Below are 15,783 nucleotides of genomic sequence, written 5' to 3'. Positions count from 1 at the left end.
GAAGGCGCCTGGGTACGTCCACTTGGCGGTCATACGGCTGTAACCACGCGTCCGCCAGCAGATCGAAAGTAGCTGACGGGTAGGCAGGCGATGGAGTCGCCTTCAGGACTTGAACGCATCACCACCTTCCGCGACCGCCTGTCCGCTTGATGTCCACTCACGGCAATGGATCGCTTGATCAACTGAACTCACGAAGGGTGGCACTGGGTGCCACTCCTCCGAGAGTCGCAGTCGTTGTCAATTCGCTCATCTGAGCGCCACCCCTATCAAGGGTGGCGAGAATCACGCGGTGGAACAAGGCTGCGTTCCATCATCCGGACCCGCGTATCACGTCCGAAACACAACGGCTGAGCATCTCGAGATCCACATCCTCCAGACTCTCGGCGAACACCCGGCCCTGCAACGCCGGTACGGGCAGCAATGAAGGCACCACCAGTACCGGACACCCCGCGGCCTGCGCCGAGTCACTTCCGTCCGGCGAGTCCTCCACCGCCACACACGCACCAGGGTCGGCCCCGAACCGCTCGGCCGCCACTCGGTACGGATCGGGATACGGCTTGGTCCGTACTGTGTCGTCGGCCGAGAGCGTGAAGGAGAACGGCACATCCGCGAGCGCCCCGTGCACCACCGAGTCGACGACGATCCGCGGCGAGGCGCTGACCAGGGCGAACGGCACCCCATGCTGTTCCAGCTCGGCCAGCAGCCGCCGTACGCCGGGACGCAGCGGCGCTCCCGCCTCCACCCTGCGGTGGAAGGAACGGGTCAGCGCCTCGGCCACAGAGGTGGCACTGAGGGCCACCCCGGCTGCGCCGCCGACCCGTATCAGATGAGCGGCCGTGTCCTGGACGGCCCGGCCCACCACCTCCCGGGCGTCCGAGTCGCCGAGCCGGTGCCCGAGCGTGGCGGCGACCTCCTCGGTCGCCTCCCACCACAGGACCTCGGTGTCGACGAGCGTGCCGTCCATGTCGAAGAGGACGGCCGCCGGGACGGTGGGTGCCGGCGCGCTCATGCGGCCGCCGGTACGACGAGGACCGGACGCTGCGCCAGCCCGACCGTGGCCCGTACGCCGGGAACGAGCGCACCGGCGTCCCTCGACGGCAGATCGGCCTTGACCGAGTGGCCTCCCGGCAGATCCAGCAGCACCCGGGTGACCGAGCCCAGGAAGGAGGCGGAGACGACGGTGGCCTCGCCGTCCGGGTCGGCGGCGACCGTGACGCTCTCGGGCCGTACGAGCACCTCGACCTCGCCCGCGGTCCCCGGGACCTCGCCGTCCACGGGCAGCGTGCTGCCCGCCACTTCGACGCGTGCGCCGTCGGTCAGCCGGCCCGGCAGCCGGTTCATGGTGCCGACGAACTCCGCGACGAACGCGGTCGCGGGACGCTCGTACAGCTCCGCCGGAGGCGCGCACTGCTCCAGCTTCCCGGCGTTCAGGACGGCGACCCGGTCCGCCATCGACAGGGCCTCCTCCTGGTCGTGGGTGACAAAGATGGTGGTGATGCCGAGCGAGAGCTGGAGCCGGCGGATCTCCTCGCGCAGGCTGAGCCGCACCTTGGCGTCGAGCGCGGACAGCGGCTCGTCGAGCAGCAGCACACGCGGTTCCAGCGCCAGCGCGCGAGCCAGCGCGACCCGCTGCTGCTGGCCGCCGGACATCTGGTGGGGATAGCGGTCGCCGTGGTCGGGCAGGCCGACGAGCGCGAGGAGTTCGGCGGCCCGCGCGTTGCGCTTGGCCGCGGACACCTTGCGTACGCGCAGGCCGAAGGCGACGTTGTCGCGGGCGCTGAGGTTCGGGAAGAGGCTGTACGACTGGAAGACCATGCCCGCGTCGCGGCGGTTCGCCGGGACCCGGGTGATGTCCTCGCCGTCGACCAGCACCTCGCCCGCGTCGGGCTGTTCGAACCCGGCGACGACCCGCAGCGCGGTGGTCTTTCCGCAGCCCGACGGTCCGAGCAGCGCGATCAGCTCGCCCGGCTGCACGGTCAGATCGAGCCCGTCGAGAGCGACGGTCGCGCCGAACGCCCGGCGCAGACCGCGGAATTCGACCCGGGCGCCGGTGGAGGCGGACGCCTCGGCCGCTCCGGCCGCGACGGTTGTTGCTGTCATGACTGGTCCTTGCTGGAGGAAGGGGCCCCGGCCACGGCGTCCGCGGTACGGGTGCCGTTGCCCGCGCGGGACAGGAGCAGCAGCAGCGCCCAGGTGATCAGAAGGCTGAGGATGGAGACCGCGACCGACATCCGGGCCTGCGCTCCGGAGACGGTGACGATCCACACCGCGAAGGGCTGGAAGCCCAGCAGGGCCGCGATGGTGAACTCGCCGAGCACCAGCGCCAGCGTGAGGAACGCGGCTCCGGCGAGCGAGGTGCGCAGATTCGGCAGGATGACCCGGCCGATGACATGGAACCAGCTCGCACCGCAGTTGCGGGCGGCCTCGACGAGCGTCGGCACATCGATCGCGCGCAGTCCGGCGTCCAGCGAGCGGTACACGAACGGCAGCGCCAGGACCGTGTACGCGAGGACGAGGACGAGCGGGAAGTTCTCGTCCTGGACCGCGAGGAAGGTCTGGTAGAGCGGCGTACGGGACAGGTGCTCCGGGCCCCAGCGCAGCACCGTGCTGATGCCGGTGACCAATGCGATCGGCGGCACCACCAGCGGGAGCATGCAGAGCACTTCGACGACGGGCCGCAGCCTCGGCGCACCGAGGCGTACCGCGACGAGAGCCGGGACGGCGAGCAGCAGGACGAGCGCGATGGTGGCGGCGGCGAGGCCGAGCGAGAGCAGCAGGCTGTCGGTGAAGCCTTCGGCGCCGAGGATTCCGGTGTACGCCTGGACCGAGATGCCCTGGCCCGGCGTGTGCACGGTGAAGACGAACGAGGCGACCAGCGGCACGACGAAGTACAGCCCGGCGAGGGTCAGTACGAGTCCGCGCCAGACGCGCGGCCTGCGCCGGGGCCGGACGCGGGCCGGGTTCTCGATCGCCGGGGCTTCGGCGGTCATCGCAGCCATCGGGCGCTCCGTCGCTGGAGGGGCAGGTAGACCGCCATGACCAGGCCGGCGATCACGATCATGTCGAGGCTCAGCGCCAGCGCCACATTCTCCTGGCCGACCAGCACATTGCCGGACAGCGCGTCCGCGATCTTCAGCGTGACCAGCGGCACGGAGCCGCCGACCAGGGCCGCGGCGGTGGCGTGCGCGGCGAACGCGCTGCCGAAGAGCAGCACGAACCCGCCCAGCAGCGACGGCGCGAGGACCGGCAGGGCCACCATCCGCCAGTACTGCCAGGAGCTCGCGCCGGTGTTCTGCGCGGCCTCACGCCACTGCGGACGCAGCCCGTCCAGCGCCGGGACGATCACCAGCACCATCAGCGGAGTGAGGAAGTAGAGATAGACGACGGCGAGCCCGGTGAAGGAGTACAGATTCCAGCCGAGCCGGTCCAGTTCGGCGAGCTGCGTCAGCACGCCGGAGATGCCCGCGGTCGCGATGAACGCGAACGCCAGCGGTACGCCGCCGAAGTTGGCGAGCACACCGGACGCGGTGAGCGCCGCGCCGCGCAGCCACTGCCTGCGCGAGGTGACGATCGCCTGCGCGATGAGCAGTCCGGCGAGCGAGCCGATCACCGCGGTCAGCGCGGAGAGCTGGACACTGCCGGCCAGCGAGCCGAGATACGGGCCCTGCAGCGAGCGCTCGATGTGCTCGCCGGTCAGCGCGGTCGCGCCGGTCGCCGGGTCGGTGCGGGTGACCGCGCCGTGAAGCAGGGCCGCCAGCGGCAGGCCGAAGCACAGGCCGGTGAAGACGATCAGCGGGAGCGCGGCGAGCCAGGTGCGCGGGCCGCGCCGCCGGCGGCGGATGCCGCCGGCGGGCCCGGTGAGGGACGGGGAGGGTGCGGACATCAGGAGAGTGCCTTGTCCCAGTTCTCCGCGAGGACGGCCTTGGCCTTGTCGAGTTCGGCGGACGCCGGGAACTTCGGGGTGCCGGCCACCTGCGGCAGCTTGGCCACGAAGGACTTGTCGGCGGTGCCGTCGGCGGTCATGCCGGGCAGCAGTACGGGGCGGGCGTAACCCTTCAGCCAGAGGTTCTGGCCCTCGGTGGAGTAGAGGAACTCCATCCACAGGCGGGCGGCGGCCGGGTTCGGGGCCTCCTTGTTGATGGCCTGCGAGTAGTACTGGGCGTAGACGCCGTCGCTCGGTACGGCGACCTTCCAGTCGACGCCCTTGCCGCGGAACTGGTCGGCGTAACCGGCGTTCAGGTAGTCCCAGTCGATGGAGATCGGGGTCTCGCCCTTCTCGACCGTGGCCGGAGTGGACTCGACGGGGATGAAGTTGCCGCTCTTGCGGAGCTTGGCGAAGAAGTCGATGCCGGGCTGGATGTCGGCGAACGAGCCCTTGTTGGCGAGGGCCGCCGCGTACACGCCGCCGAAGGCGGAGCCGGACTTGGTCGGGTTGCCGTTCAGCGCGACCTTGCCCTTGTACTCGGGCTTGAGCAGATCGGCGAAGGTCTGGGGGCAGTTCTTGATGCGCTTGGCGTCACAGCCGATGGAGACATAGCCGCCGTAGTCGTTGAACCAGCGGGCCTCCGGGTCCTTCTGGTCCGCCGGGATCTTGTCGAAGGCTTCGACGCGGTACGGCGCGAACAGGCCCTCGGCCGCGCCGCTGCGCGCGAAGGCGATGCCCAGGTCCAGGACGTCGGGGGCGCGCTTCTGGCCCTTGCGCGCCTTGACGGCGGCGATCTCGTCGGCGCTGGCGGCGTCCGGGTTCTCGCTGTTGACCTTGATCTTGTACTTGGCTTCGAAGGCCTTGATGATCTCGCCGTAGTTCGCCCAGTCCGGCGGGAGGGCGATGACGTTCAGCTGCCCCTCCTTCTCCGCGGCTGCGACGAGAGCCTTCATTCCGCCGAACTCGGCGGCCGAGACGGTGGCGTTCGCCTTGACCTGGGCGCCCGCGGCGGCGCCGTCGGGCGCGGCACCGCAGGCCGTGAGGGTGGTGAGCGCGGCGACGCCGACGAGGGCGGCAGCGGCGGAGCGGGACGGTCTGAACACGGTCTCTCCCGGAGACGAAGTGAGGGAACTTGTCTGAACAAGCTGGAGTCAGTTCGCCCGGAGGAGCTGTCCGGATCATGAACGCGACATGGCCGGAACCGATCACCCGCCGGAAAAGCCGATGCTGTTTCCGCCCGGGTCCGATGCGCGTCAGGACCGTCGGCCCGAAGGTGGCAGACAGTGGCCGTCCACCCCGGTTAGGGTGGCCGGGAAAGCTTCGGTCGCGCAAACAACTGCGCACAGTTCACGGCACGGAGGGCGTTCGCGTGGGCACGGCGCGTTATCTGGAGATCGCGGAGGCGCTGCGGCGGTCCATCCTCGGCGGCGAGTACCCGGTCGGAGCTCAGCTCCCGTCCGAGAGCGACCTCGCGGACCGCTGGTCCGCGTCCCGCGGCACGGTGCGCCAGGCCGTCGCCGTGCTCGCCTCCGAAGGCCTGATCGGCTCACGGCAGGGTGCGCGCAGAATCGTGCTCCGCCACGAACGACGGCACAGCTTCGCCGAGTTGAACAGCTTCGCGCAGTGGGCCCAGTCGATGGGCTACGAGGTCTCCAGCCGCATCCTGACCCGCTCCCGCCGCCCCGCGACACCGACGGAAGCCTCGCGTCTTTCGGTCCCGACAGGGTCCGGAATCCTCTACGTACTGCGGCTGCGGCTCCTCGACGGCGAACCGGCGATGCTGGAGCGCACGGCGTACGCGGAGTGGGCCGCGCCCGCGGTGGAGGCGCTGCCCGAGGACTGCGTGTCGATCATGAACAGCCTCGCCGAGGAGCACGGCATAGTCGCCCACTACGGCGAACACCTCATCGACGCGGTGGCGGCGGGCAGCGTGGACGCCCGGATGCTCAGGGTCCGCCGCGGCAGTCCGCTGCTGCGGCAGCGGCATCTGACGACCACGGCGACGGGCCGGCCGATCGAGTGGACGGACGACCGCTATGTGGCGGGCAGCGTGACGTTCAGCGTCAGCAACTCGGCGGACACCGCCCCGCTTTCACGGCATGCGGGCAAGCTGGACGCGTGAGCTTCGCGCCGGGCGAAGCACCGGGCCCGGGGCAGGCCCCAGTGGTCACCCACCGCTCGTGTCGAGCTCCGCTTCCTCGCTCACACCCGCGCAGTCGTACGGGTCCTTCAGCCAACCCTCAGGCAGGACAACCCGGTTGTTCCCCGACGTACGGCCACGCTGCCCGTCCGCGCCCGCCGGCCACGGCTGGTCCAGGTCCAACTCGCCGAGCAGCGCGTCCAGTTCGGCCAGCGACGAGGTGATCGCGAGCTTCTTGCGCATCTCGGAGCCCACCGAGAAGCCCTTCAGATACCAGGCCACATGCTTGCGGAAGTCGATCACTCCGCGCGCCTCGTCGCCGATCCACTCCCCCAGCAGCTCCGCGTGCCGCCGCATCACGGCCGCGACCTCCTTGAGCGTCGGAGCCGCATAGGAGCCGACGCCTTCGAACGCCGCCACCAGATCGCCGAACAGCCACGGCCGCCCCAGGCAGCCGCGCCCCACCACGACCCCGTCGCACCCGGTCTCGCGGACCATCCGCAGCGCGTCGTCCGCCGACCAGATGTCGCCGTTGCCGAGCACCGGGATCTCCGGGACATGCGCCTTGAGCCGCGCGATCGCGTCCCAGTCCGCCGTGCCGCCGTAGTGCTGCGCGGCCGTACGCCCGTGCAGAGCGATCGCCGTGACACCCTCGTCGACCGCGATGCGCCCGGCGTCGAGAAACGTGATGTGGTCGTCGTCGATGCCCTTGCGCATCTTCATCGTCACCGGCAGAACGCCCGCGTTGGTCACGGCCTCGTGCAGGATCGCCCGCAGCAGCGGCCGCTTGTACGGAAGCGCCGAGCCGCCGCCCTTGCGGGTCACCTTCGGGACCGGGCAGCCGAAGTTCAGATCGATGTGGTCGGCCAGGTTCTCGTCGACGATCATGCGGACGGCCTTGCCGACGGTCACCGGATCCACGCCGTACAGCTGGATCGACCGGGGCGTCTCCGTCTCGTCGAAGTGGATCAGCTGCATCGTCTTCTCGTTGCGCTCGACCAGCGCCCGCGTCGTGATCATCTCGCTCACGAACAGCCCCTTGCCACCCGAAAACTCCCGGCAGAGCGTGCGGAAGGGCGCGTTCGTGATGCCGGCCATGGGCGCGAGCACCACTGGCGGTTGTACGGCGTGCGGGCCGATCTTGAGCGTCGGGACGGACGGGGCAAGCGTGGTCATCGGTCCATTGTCGCGTACGTGGCGTACGACAGGAGTCGTTAGTGAGCCGTACCATCCGCGTTATGTCCGAGCTCACACAACGGCGGCGGCTCCTCGTGCTGGCGATCTGCTGTATGAGCCTGCTGATCGTCAGCCTCGACAACACCATCCTCAATGTCGCGCTGCCGGCGATGCGCCAGGAGTTCGGCGCCACCGTCGCCGGAATGCAGTGGACGATCGACGCGTACACGCTGGTGCTCGCCTCGCTGCTGATGCTCGCCGGATCCACCGCCGACCGGATCGGCCGCCGCAAGGTCTTCCAGGCCGGGCTCGTCATATTCACGCTCGGCTCGCTGCTCTGCTCGCTGGCGCCGAACCTCGAATCACTGGTCGTCTTCCGCATGGTCCAGGCCGTCGGCGGCTCCATGCTCAACCCGGTCGCGATGTCGATCATCACCAACACCTTCACCGACCCGCGCGAACGCGCCCGCGCGATCGGCGTGTGGGGCGGCGTCGTCGGCATCTCCATGGCGGCGGGACCACTCGTCGGCGGCGTGCTCGTGGACTCGGTCGGCTGGCGTTCGATCTTCTGGGTCAATCTGCCCGTCGGCCTGGCCGCACTGCTGCTGACCTGGCGCTACGTCCCCGAGTCCCGCGCTCCGAAGGCCCGCCGCCCCGACCCCGTGGGCCAGCTCCTGGTCATCGGCCTGCTCGGCTCGCTCACGTACGCGATCATCGAGACGGACCTCGTCTTCGCCGGGGTCGCCGCGCTCTGTCTGGCAGGACTGCTGCTGTACGAGCCGAGGCGCGCCGAGCCCCTGATCGAGCTGCGCTTCTTCCGCAGCGCACCGTTCAGCGGGGCCACCGTGATAGCGGTGTGCGCGTTCGCCTCGCTCGGCGGATTCCTCTTCATCAACACGCTCTATCTGCAGGACGTCCGCGGTCTGTCCGCGCTGGACGCGGGCCTGTACATGCTGCCGATGGCGGGCCTCACCTTCGTCTGCGCACCCTTGTCGGGACGGCTGGTCGGCAGCCGTGGCCCGCGTCTTTCGCTGCTGATCGCCGGGATTGCGATGGCGGCGAGCGGGGTGCTGTTCGCCGCGTTCGAGGCCGAGACCTCGCAGACGCTGCTGTTCGCGGGTTACGTCCTGTTCGGGCTCGGCTTCGGCATGGTCAACGCGCCGATCACCAACACCGCCGTCTCCGGAATGCCGCGCGCCCAGGCGGGCGTGGCCGCGGCGGTCGCCTCCACCAGCCGCCAGATCGGGCAGACGCTCGGCGTCGCGGTGATCGGAGCCGTACTGGCCGCCGGTCTGTCCACGACCACGTACACCACGGGCTTCGTCGAGGCGAGCCGTGCCGCCTGGTGGATCATCACGGGCTGCGGTCTGTGCGTCCTGGTGGTCGGGGCGCTGACGAGCGGCGCCTGGGCGCGGGAGACCGCGCGGCGCACCGCCGAGCGGCTTCAGACGCCGGACCGTGAGCAGTCGCCGTTCACAGCCGACGCATAGGAACCGTGGGGCGTGGCTCACCTTCGCCCGAGACGGTGGTGCCGACGGAGTCCGGTGGGCAAGGATTCGACGGATGAGCCCGACGCGAGCGTGCGAGATGTGCGGGACCGAACTGCCCGGCAGGGGCCGGCGTCCGGGACACGAGCCGGAGCAGGGCGGCAGGCCCGCCCGCTACTGTTCCGCCGCCTGCCGTCAGCGCGCTTTCCGCCGCCGCGCGGCACAGCCCGGACGAGGCCCGACCCGGCTGGAAGGCAACCGGCTGCCGAAGGCGCTGGACTCCTTCGTGGGCCGCCGTCGCGAACTCTCCCAGCTGCGCACCCTGGTGAAGTCCTCGCGGCTGCTGACCCTCACCGGACCGGGCGGCGTGGGCAAGACCCGCCTCGCGCTGGAGTTCGCGGCGGGTCTGCGCGGCGGCGGGGATGGCCGGGCAGCCCTGCTGGTCGAGCTGGACTCACTCCATGAGGGGGCCAGGCTGCCCCAGGCGGTGGCTGCCGCGCTGGGCATCGGCGAGCGTGCCGGGCGGACCGGCGTCGACGCCCTCGCGCATGCCCTGGGCGACCGTTCCCTGCTGCTGATTCTGGACAACTGCGAGCACCTGGCGGAGCCGTGCGCCCGGCTGGCCGCCGCCCTGCTGAGCCGGTGCACCCGGCTGCGTATCCTCGCCACCAGCCGCGAAGTGCTGCGCGTGCCCGGCGAAGTCGTCTTCCGCGTCGGTGAACTGTCCCTGTCCCCGGCCGCCGACGAGGACGACCCGGCAGCCGTGCTCCAGGCCGACGCCGTACGCCTCTTCGTGGAGCGCGCCGCGAGCTCCGCACCGGGATTCGCGCTCCGGTCGGGCAACGCCCGTGCCGTCGCGGAGATCTGCCGCCGTCTCGACGGCATGCCTCTGGCCATCGAACTCGCCGCGCGCCGCACGGGAGCCCTCCCGCTGAGCGACATCCTGGCCGGTCTCGACGACCAGCTCTCGCTCCTGACGGACGGCAGCAGGACCGGGCCGGGGCGTCATCGGGAGCTGGTCGCCGCGATCGACTGGAGCCATCGATTACTGGACGCGCAGGAGCAGACACTCTTGCGCCGTCTCTCCGTCCTCGCCGGTGGTTTCGACGCGGCGGCCGCGGCCGCGGTCTGCGCCACAGGCTCCGTACAGCCGGGGCAGGTCCTGCGTGTGCTGTGCGCACTGGAGGCCAAGTCGTTGATCGTGCGGCTGCCGGGCACGAAGACCGAAGGCACGGCGCGATTCCGGCAGTTGAGCGCCATCCGCGCTTACGCCCTGGACCGGCTGACCGACTCCGGCGAGCTGCACGACACCTGGCAGCGGGCCGTCGGTTGGCTGAGCGGGCTTGCCGAGGCAGCAGCGGAGAAGGTCTTCGCCGACCAGATGGGCGGGCCACTGACCGAGGAGCGGGAGAACCTCGCGGCCGCACTCGCCCACACCGCCGGTGACGGGGACGCCACCTCACACGCCCGGCTGGTCCTGGCACTGGCGCGGGTCTGTTTCCAGCAGGAGCAACCGACGGCCGCCCGCTCGCTGTTGTCCGGCCTACTGGCACAGGACAGCAGCTCCGGACGCAGTGGCGCGGCCCTGGCGCTCGCCGCCCGCGCCGCCTGCCAGCAGGCCGACCACGAGGCGGCGCTGCGTTTCGCGGAGCAGGCGGTGGCCGTCGAGCGTCGTCGCGGCTCTCCCGCCGCTCTCGCGGGCGCCCTCGACGCGAGGGCGGCCGCCAGGCTGTGCGGCGGCCAATTCTCGCGTGCTGTCGACGACTTCGCGGAGTGCCTGGACATCGTCACCACGCTCGCCGACCCCCGCGACACGGCCTGGTGCAGGCATCACCTGGCCTGGGCACTGCTGCATGTCGGCAAGGCGGCGGAAGGCGATGCGCTGATGGCCTCCTGCCTGCCGCAGCTCCGGGGGCGCTCGCCCTGGTGCCAGTCGGCAGCGGCACTGCACACCGCGGGTGCGATACGGCTCGCGCTGAGCGATCTCGACGCGGCCGAAGGTCTGTTCGCCGAGGGGCTTCGCGCCGTGCCGGGCGAGAGCTTCCACGCGCTCTATCCGCTCGAAGGGCTTGCCCTCGTGGCGGCCGAACGGGGCGATATGAAGCGGTCGCTACGACTGTTCGCGGCGGCAGCGCAGGCGCGCCGGCGGATGGACACCGAGCCGGAGACCGAGTGGCGGCGGCAGGTGGAGGAGGCATCGGCACGCGCGGCGGCGGCGCTGACCCCGGCGGCGCGGGACACGGCGGTGGCGGGTGGACGCCGGATGCGCTGGGAGCGGCTGCTCACGTACGCACTCGGCGGCACCGACGACGCCGCTCAGGCGGACCGGTCTCCGCTCACCGAGCGGGAGATGAGCGTTGCCGCACTGGTCGCCGAGGGACTGACCAACCGGGAGATCGCCGCCCGCCTCGGCCTGTCGGCGAGCACCGTCTCCACCCACCTCGACCATGTCCGGGACAAGCTCGGCCTGCGCTCCCGTACCCAGATCGCCCTGTGGATGGCCACAACCCGGCGGCGCTCCGCACACGAGGTTTCGTAACGTCACGAAGTCGACGGTCATCCGATCGATCCGCCCGCCCGCCGCAGCGGCCAAGCTGACCCGGAACAGGGCATTCCAAGGACCCGTCGGCGTGGATCCGGGTTTCTTCCCCCCACGGAATGCCCTGCCGAGCAAGTCGAATCCGGCAAGGAGACGCGATGCGGCACGACCACGATGCGGGCGGCGAACACACGAGCTCGAGGCGGGCGTTCATCAGAACGAGTTCGGCGGGAATGACCGCCGCCCTGGTGGCGACGAGCGCGGCCGGTTCCGCCCTGGCGGCACCGGTGAGCCCGGTGCAGGAGGCACGAGCGGCGGGCCGCCCGTTGGCCGTCACGCCCGCCTGCGACGGTCATGAGACCCCGGCGGCGGCAGAAGGCCCGCTCTTCAAGCCGCAGTCCCCGGAGCGGACGGACTTCATCACCCCCGCGATCCGCGGAGTGCGGCTCGAGCTGAGCGGCATCGTCTACGACACCGCCTGCAAGCCGCTGCCCGGGTCGCTCATCGAGTTCTGGCAGTGCGACCAGAACGGCGACTACGACACCACCGGCTTCTCGCTGCGCGGACACCAGTACACCAACAGCAGGGGTGCGTTCCGGCTCGCGACGATCATCCCCCGGGACTACTGGGGCCGTTGGGGCCAGCGGGCTCCCCACATCCACGCCCAGGTCCAGGCCCCCGGCGGACCGGTGCTCGTCACCCAGCTGTACTTCCCCGACAACACCCAGGCGTACGGCCGGGACTTCGCCGCGCTCAACGCCGCGGACCGGCTCCTCAACCGGGCCTGCACGATCACGCTCGCGGGCCCGCAGGGCGGCGGATACACCGGCGCCTTCGACTTCGTCATCCAGACCACGGCCAAGTAGCCGACCGCCGATCACTCAAGGATTTCCGTGATGAATACGAGCACGTCATCCCGGCGCCTGCACCTCGGACGGCCGCTGGTGGCGGCGCTGGCCGCAGGCGCCATCGCGGCCGGGGGCCTGATCGCCGCCGGCACCGGCTGGGCCGGACCCGCGCCCGCCGCCAAGGACGCGGCGGCCGCACCGGCGCGCGTCGCCGGACAGTGGCAGTCGACCGCGGTCCCGGTGGCCAAGGGCGACATCACCGCCGTGGCCGCGCTCAGCGACAAGCAGGCCTGGTCCGTCGGCTACCGGCTGAAGAGCGACACCGAGCTGGAGGCCCTGGCCCTGCACTGGGACGGCACGTCCTGGACGCAGCAGTCGACGCTGCCGGGCGGCAGCTTCCCGCAGGCGCTCGCCGTACGTTCGGCCAGTGACATCTGGGCGGTCGGCGCGACGGCGGTCCACTGGGACGGCACCTCCTGGACCACGCGCAATCTCGCCCGTGACCCCGTAGGCCGGATGACACCCGACGCCGTCGTGACGACGTCCGACGGGAAGGCCTGGACGGCCGGCCGCGCGGTGCCGCAGGGCATCAAGAGCGGCGTCCCCGCCGTCCAGGCGTGGGACGGCACGGCCTGGCGCCGGCAGACCCTGCCCGACGTCGGGAAAGGCGAACTCACCAGCCTCACCGCCGTCGCACCGGACGACATATGGGCGGCCGGCACATCCTTCGCCACCGACAGCACAGCGCAGACGGCCCTGCTGCTGCACTGGGACGGCACCTCCTGGACGCGGGTCGCCGCGCCCACCGCCGCCAAGGACGAGCACCACTGGCTCAGCGGCATCACCGCACTGGGTGCCGACGACATTTGGGCGGTGGGCGGCTCGACGGCCGAGGGAGGCGATCGGCCTTACGCGGTGCACTGGGACGGCAAGAAGTGGACCGACACCACAACACCCGATGTCGCCGACGGCCGGCTTCGAGCCGTCGGCAGGGCCGGGGACGGCAAACTGTGGGCGGTCGGCGGCAAGGGCGCCGTCTCACTCGCCCTGCGCTTCGACACACAGCAGCGCCGCTGGGAGAAGGCAGCCGACCCCGGTGTGGTGGTGCGAGCGTTCACCACTGTGCCGAACTCCGCAGACCTGTGGACCGTGGGCATCGCCAAACAGGGCGACCTCGTCCCGGCGGTGACCCGCTTCACGGGCTGACCGGCACACCGAACCCGGGCCCGGACCACACGCCACGGTCCGGGCCCGGATCCGCGGACGGTCATGCGCGCTCAGACCGCGGCGAGCGCCAACGTATGGAGTTTCTCGAGCCGTTCGCGGCTTTCCGCGTCGAGAGGTACGTAACTGATCAGGCGCGGGCCCGCGCTCGGCCCCAGCCACAGGTTGTTGTGCTCCAGGCGCAGCAGCCCGACATGGGCGTTGCGGATGAGCTTGTTCCGGCCGCCGAGGCCGACCACCTCGTGCCGCGCCCACACCTCGCGGAACTCCGGGGACTTCTCCAGCCGTGCCAGCAGCGACTTCCACGCGGGCTCGGCAAGATGCTCGGCCATCGAGGCGCGGAACTTGGCCGCCATCATCCGGTTGGCATCGCCGAGTTCGGCGACCGAGGCCCGCCAGTCGTCGTTGGTGAAGGCCAGGATCATGCAGTTGCGGTCCTCGGGCGGCAGCGTGTCGAGGTCGCACAACAGCCGTCCGTACGTGCGGTTGTAGGCGAGGATGTCGTACCGGCTGTTCTGGATGCAGGCCGGGATCGGCTCCAGCTGTTCGAGCATCTTCCGCAAGGACGGAGTCACCGTCGGGCAGGGAGTGCCGGGCGCGGGATCCGTGGCCCCTGCCAGGGCGAAGAGATGGGTGCGCTCGCTGGGGTCGAGGAGGAGGGCGCGGGCGATGGCGTCGAGGACCTGCGGGGAGACCTGGATGTCCCTGGCCTGTTCCAGCCAGGTGTACCAGGTGACGCCGACGGCGGAGAGATGGGCGACCTCCTCGCGGCGCAGGCCCGGAGTGCGCCGGCGGCGGCCGCGCGGCAGGCCGACCTGCTCGGGAGTGATCCGCTCACGGCGGCTGCGCAGAAAGTCCGCGAGCTCGTGCCTGCGTACGTCGGTCTCCTCGGCCATCGTGGTCATACCCCCAGGGTGCCGAACGGGCCGGGCCGTTGCCAGGTAGTGCTTGTACCAGGATAAAGACACTCTGGTACCAGGCTACGGGGAGAGCGATCGTCGAGGACGTGAGTGAGACCAGAGTCCTTCCCTCAGTCCCCGTGCGAGCCGCCGCCGCACCCGTCCTCGGCCCGCTCGGGCTGTTCACCGTACTGCTCGGCGCCGCTCTGCCACTGATCGACTTCTTTATCGTCAATGTCGCGCTGCCGACGATCGAGCACGACCTGGCCGCGGGCCCCGCGCTGCTGGAACTGGTCGTCGCGGGCTACGGGCTCTCGTACGCCGTGCTGCTCGTCCTCGGCGGACGGCTCGGCGACATGTACGGCCGCCGACGGCTCTTCCTCGTCGGCATGGCCGCCTTCGGACTGACCTCGCTCGCCTGCGGACTCGCACCGGACGCCTGGACGCTGGTCGGGGCACGGGTGGCACAGGGCGCCGCGGCCGCGCTGATGCTGCCGCAGGTCCTCGCCACCATCCAGTCCGCGACGGCAGGATCGCGCAGGGCACGTGCGATGGGCCTGTACGGAGCGACCGCCGGGCTCTCGATGGTCGCCGGGCAGATCCTCGGCGGTGTGCTGGTCGCGGCGGACATCGCGGGGACCGGCTGGCGGGCGATCTTCCTGGTGAATGTGCCGGTGGTGCTCATCGGCCTGGTGCTGGCGGTCCGCTCGGTCCCGAAGACCCGCGCGGCCAACCCCGCCCCCGTCGACATCCCCGGGACGCTGCTGCTGACCGTGGCCCTGCTGACCCTGCTGGCGCCACTGACGGAGGGCCGGGCGGCGGGCTGGCCGCTGTGGACCTGGATCGCACTGGCGATCTTCCCGATCGCGGCGGTCGCCTTCTACCGCGTGGAGCGCAGCGCGGACCGCCGCGGCCGTACGCCGCTGGTGCCGCCGAGCCTGTTCGCCCTTGACTCCCTGCGCCGCGGCCTCGCCCTCGTCCTGCCCTTCTCGATCGGCTTCGGCGGCTTCATGTTCGTCATCGCGGTGGCGCTCCAGCAGGGGCTCGGCATGGGGGCGATCGCCGCCGGACTGGCGCTGGTGCCGATGGCCCTGGCCTTCTTCTGGGCGTCGCTGATGGGGCCGAAGCTGGTCGTCCGGTACGGCACGCGGATCGTCACGGCCGGAGCGCTGCTCCAGGGCCTGGGCATCGCGGTCCTCGTGCTCACGGTCTGGCGCGGCTGGCCGCACCTGGGGTTCTGGGAACTGCTGCCTGGCGTCGCGCTCGCCGGCTTCGGCCAGGGACTCCAACTGCCGGTGATCTTCCGGATCGTGCTCTCGGAGGTGCCGATGGAGCGGGCCGGAGTGGGCAGCGGCGTGATGGTCACGACCCAGCAGTCCGCGCTGGCACTGGGCGTCGCGACGCTGGGCTCGCTGTTCCTCTCGCTGGCCGCTTCGGGCGGGATGCGCCAGGCGCTGACGGTCACGCTGCTGGTCCAGCTGGCCATGATCGCGCTGACGGCGCTGCTGAGCCTGCGCCTGCCGCGGACGCTGAGCTGACGCGGAA

Annotated in this window: 13 protein-coding genes; 6 read left to right on the top strand and 7 right to left on the bottom strand. The window is 71.1% G+C overall.

What is annotated here, in order from left to right; genetic code table 11:
* Positions 1-310: 310 nt before the first annotated feature.
* From ACH4YL_RS33840 to ACH4YL_RS33820, 5 genes are read right to left on the bottom strand one after another with little or no spacing between them, the layout of a single operon-like run.
* Entirely contained in the window at positions 311-1,009 is a 699-nt protein-coding gene (locus ACH4YL_RS33840; protein WP_398511338.1) for an HAD family hydrolase, read from the bottom strand.
* Positions 1,006-2,100, bottom strand: a complete 1,095-nt coding sequence (locus ACH4YL_RS33835) for an ABC transporter ATP-binding protein (RefSeq protein WP_398511337.1) — start codon at positions 2,098-2,100, stop codon at positions 1,006-1,008. Before ACH4YL_RS33835 ends, ACH4YL_RS33840 begins: the two co-directional genes overlap by 4 nt.
* Positions 2,097-2,990, bottom strand: coding sequence for an ABC transporter permease (locus ACH4YL_RS33830; RefSeq protein ID WP_398511400.1), 894 nt, complete (start codon positions 2,988-2,990; stop codon positions 2,097-2,099). The genes ACH4YL_RS33835 and ACH4YL_RS33830 overlap by 4 nt, the downstream gene beginning before the upstream one ends.
* On the bottom strand, positions 2,987-3,883 hold the full coding sequence (locus ACH4YL_RS33825) for an ABC transporter permease (protein ID WP_398511336.1): 897 nt from the start codon (positions 3,881-3,883) through the stop codon (positions 2,987-2,989). The genes ACH4YL_RS33830 and ACH4YL_RS33825 overlap by 4 nt, the downstream gene beginning before the upstream one ends.
* A complete protein-coding gene (locus tag ACH4YL_RS33820) occupies positions 3,883-5,028 on the bottom strand; it encodes an ABC transporter substrate-binding protein (RefSeq protein ID WP_398511335.1) in 1,146 nt (381 codons plus the stop codon). The genes ACH4YL_RS33825 and ACH4YL_RS33820 overlap by 1 nt, the downstream gene beginning before the upstream one ends.
* A gap of 266 nt (positions 5,029-5,294) precedes the next feature.
* Here ACH4YL_RS33820 and ACH4YL_RS33815 point away from each other — a divergent pair, with 266 nt between their 5' ends.
* Positions 5,295-6,047 (top strand): GntR family transcriptional regulator, encoded by a 753-nt coding sequence (locus ACH4YL_RS33815; protein WP_398511334.1) that lies wholly within the window; start codon positions 5,295-5,297, stop codon positions 6,045-6,047.
* Positions 6,048-6,092: 45 nt separating this feature from the next.
* Here the strand turns inward: ACH4YL_RS33815 and dusB are convergent, their stop codons facing one another.
* Positions 6,093-7,241, bottom strand: a complete 1,149-nt coding sequence (gene dusB, locus ACH4YL_RS33810; RefSeq protein ID WP_398511333.1) for a tRNA dihydrouridine synthase DusB — start codon at positions 7,239-7,241, stop codon at positions 6,093-6,095.
* Positions 7,242-7,303: 62 nt separating this feature from the next.
* On the opposite strand from dusB, the gene ACH4YL_RS33805 reads away from it, so the two are divergent.
* From ACH4YL_RS33805 to ACH4YL_RS33790, 4 genes are all read left to right on the top strand, one after another.
* Positions 7,304-8,731: an MFS transporter gene (locus ACH4YL_RS33805; protein ID WP_398511332.1), complete on the top strand. Its 1,428-nt coding sequence runs from the start codon at positions 7,304-7,306 to the stop codon at positions 8,729-8,731.
* Positions 8,732-8,804: 73 nt separating this feature from the next.
* On the top strand, positions 8,805-11,267 hold the full coding sequence (locus ACH4YL_RS33800; protein ID WP_398511331.1) for an ATP-binding protein: 2,463 nt from the start codon (positions 8,805-8,807) through the stop codon (positions 11,265-11,267).
* A 158-nt stretch (positions 11,268-11,425) separates the two neighbouring features.
* Positions 11,426-12,133: a dioxygenase gene (locus tag ACH4YL_RS33795; RefSeq protein WP_398511330.1), complete on the top strand. Its 708-nt coding sequence runs from the start codon at positions 11,426-11,428 to the stop codon at positions 12,131-12,133.
* Between the two features lie 30 nt (positions 12,134-12,163).
* Positions 12,164-13,321, top strand: a complete 1,158-nt coding sequence (locus ACH4YL_RS33790; protein WP_398511329.1) for a hypothetical protein — start codon at positions 12,164-12,166, stop codon at positions 13,319-13,321.
* Between the two features lie 71 nt (positions 13,322-13,392).
* Here the strand turns inward: ACH4YL_RS33790 and ACH4YL_RS33785 are convergent, their stop codons facing one another.
* Positions 13,393-14,244: a helix-turn-helix transcriptional regulator gene (locus tag ACH4YL_RS33785; RefSeq protein WP_398511328.1), complete on the bottom strand. Its 852-nt coding sequence runs from the start codon at positions 14,242-14,244 to the stop codon at positions 13,393-13,395.
* A 101-nt stretch (positions 14,245-14,345) separates the two neighbouring features.
* Here ACH4YL_RS33785 and ACH4YL_RS33780 point away from each other — a divergent pair, with 101 nt between their 5' ends.
* The gene (locus ACH4YL_RS33780; protein ID WP_398511327.1) at positions 14,346-15,776 is read left to right on the top strand and encodes an MFS transporter; all 1,431 of its coding nucleotides are present in this window, start codon (positions 14,346-14,348) and stop codon (positions 15,774-15,776) included.
* Positions 15,777-15,783 lie beyond the last annotated feature (7 nt).

The sequence above is a fragment of the Streptomyces sp. NPDC020681 genome (assembly GCF_044334895.1).
Lineage (GTDB): Bacteria > Actinomycetota > Actinomycetes > Streptomycetales > Streptomycetaceae > Streptomyces.
This window is presented reverse-complemented; position numbering and strand designations above follow the sequence as displayed.

What these genes read in the sequence shown, in the direction of transcription:
- ACH4YL_RS33840 (WP_398511338.1), bottom strand. Translation starts at nt 1,009, where the DNA reads ATGAGCGCGCCGGCACCCACCGTCCCGGCGGCCGTCCTCTTCGACATG.
- ACH4YL_RS33835 (WP_398511337.1), bottom strand. Translation starts at nt 2,100, where the DNA reads ATGACAGCAACAACCGTCGCGGCCGGAGCGGCCGAGGCGTCCGCCTCC.
- ACH4YL_RS33830 (WP_398511400.1), bottom strand. Translation starts at nt 2,990, where the DNA reads ATGACCGCCGAAGCCCCGGCGATCGAGAACCCGGCCCGCGTCCGGCCC.
- ACH4YL_RS33825 (WP_398511336.1), bottom strand. Translation starts at nt 3,883, where the DNA reads ATGTCCGCACCCTCCCCGTCCCTCACCGGGCCCGCCGGCGGCATCCGC.
- dusB (WP_398511333.1), bottom strand. Translation starts at nt 7,241, where the DNA reads ATGACCACGCTTGCCCCGTCCGTCCCGACGCTCAAGATCGGCCCGCAC.
- ACH4YL_RS33805 (WP_398511332.1), top strand. Translation starts at nt 7,304, where the DNA reads ATGTCCGAGCTCACACAACGGCGGCGGCTCCTCGTGCTGGCGATCTGC.
- ACH4YL_RS33800 (WP_398511331.1), top strand. Translation starts at nt 8,805, where the DNA reads ATGAGCCCGACGCGAGCGTGCGAGATGTGCGGGACCGAACTGCCCGGC.
- ACH4YL_RS33795 (WP_398511330.1), top strand. Translation starts at nt 11,426, where the DNA reads ATGCGGCACGACCACGATGCGGGCGGCGAACACACGAGCTCGAGGCGG.
- ACH4YL_RS33790 (WP_398511329.1), top strand. Translation starts at nt 12,164, where the DNA reads ATGAATACGAGCACGTCATCCCGGCGCCTGCACCTCGGACGGCCGCTG.
- ACH4YL_RS33785 (WP_398511328.1), bottom strand. Translation starts at nt 14,244, where the DNA reads ATGACCACGATGGCCGAGGAGACCGACGTACGCAGGCACGAGCTCGCG.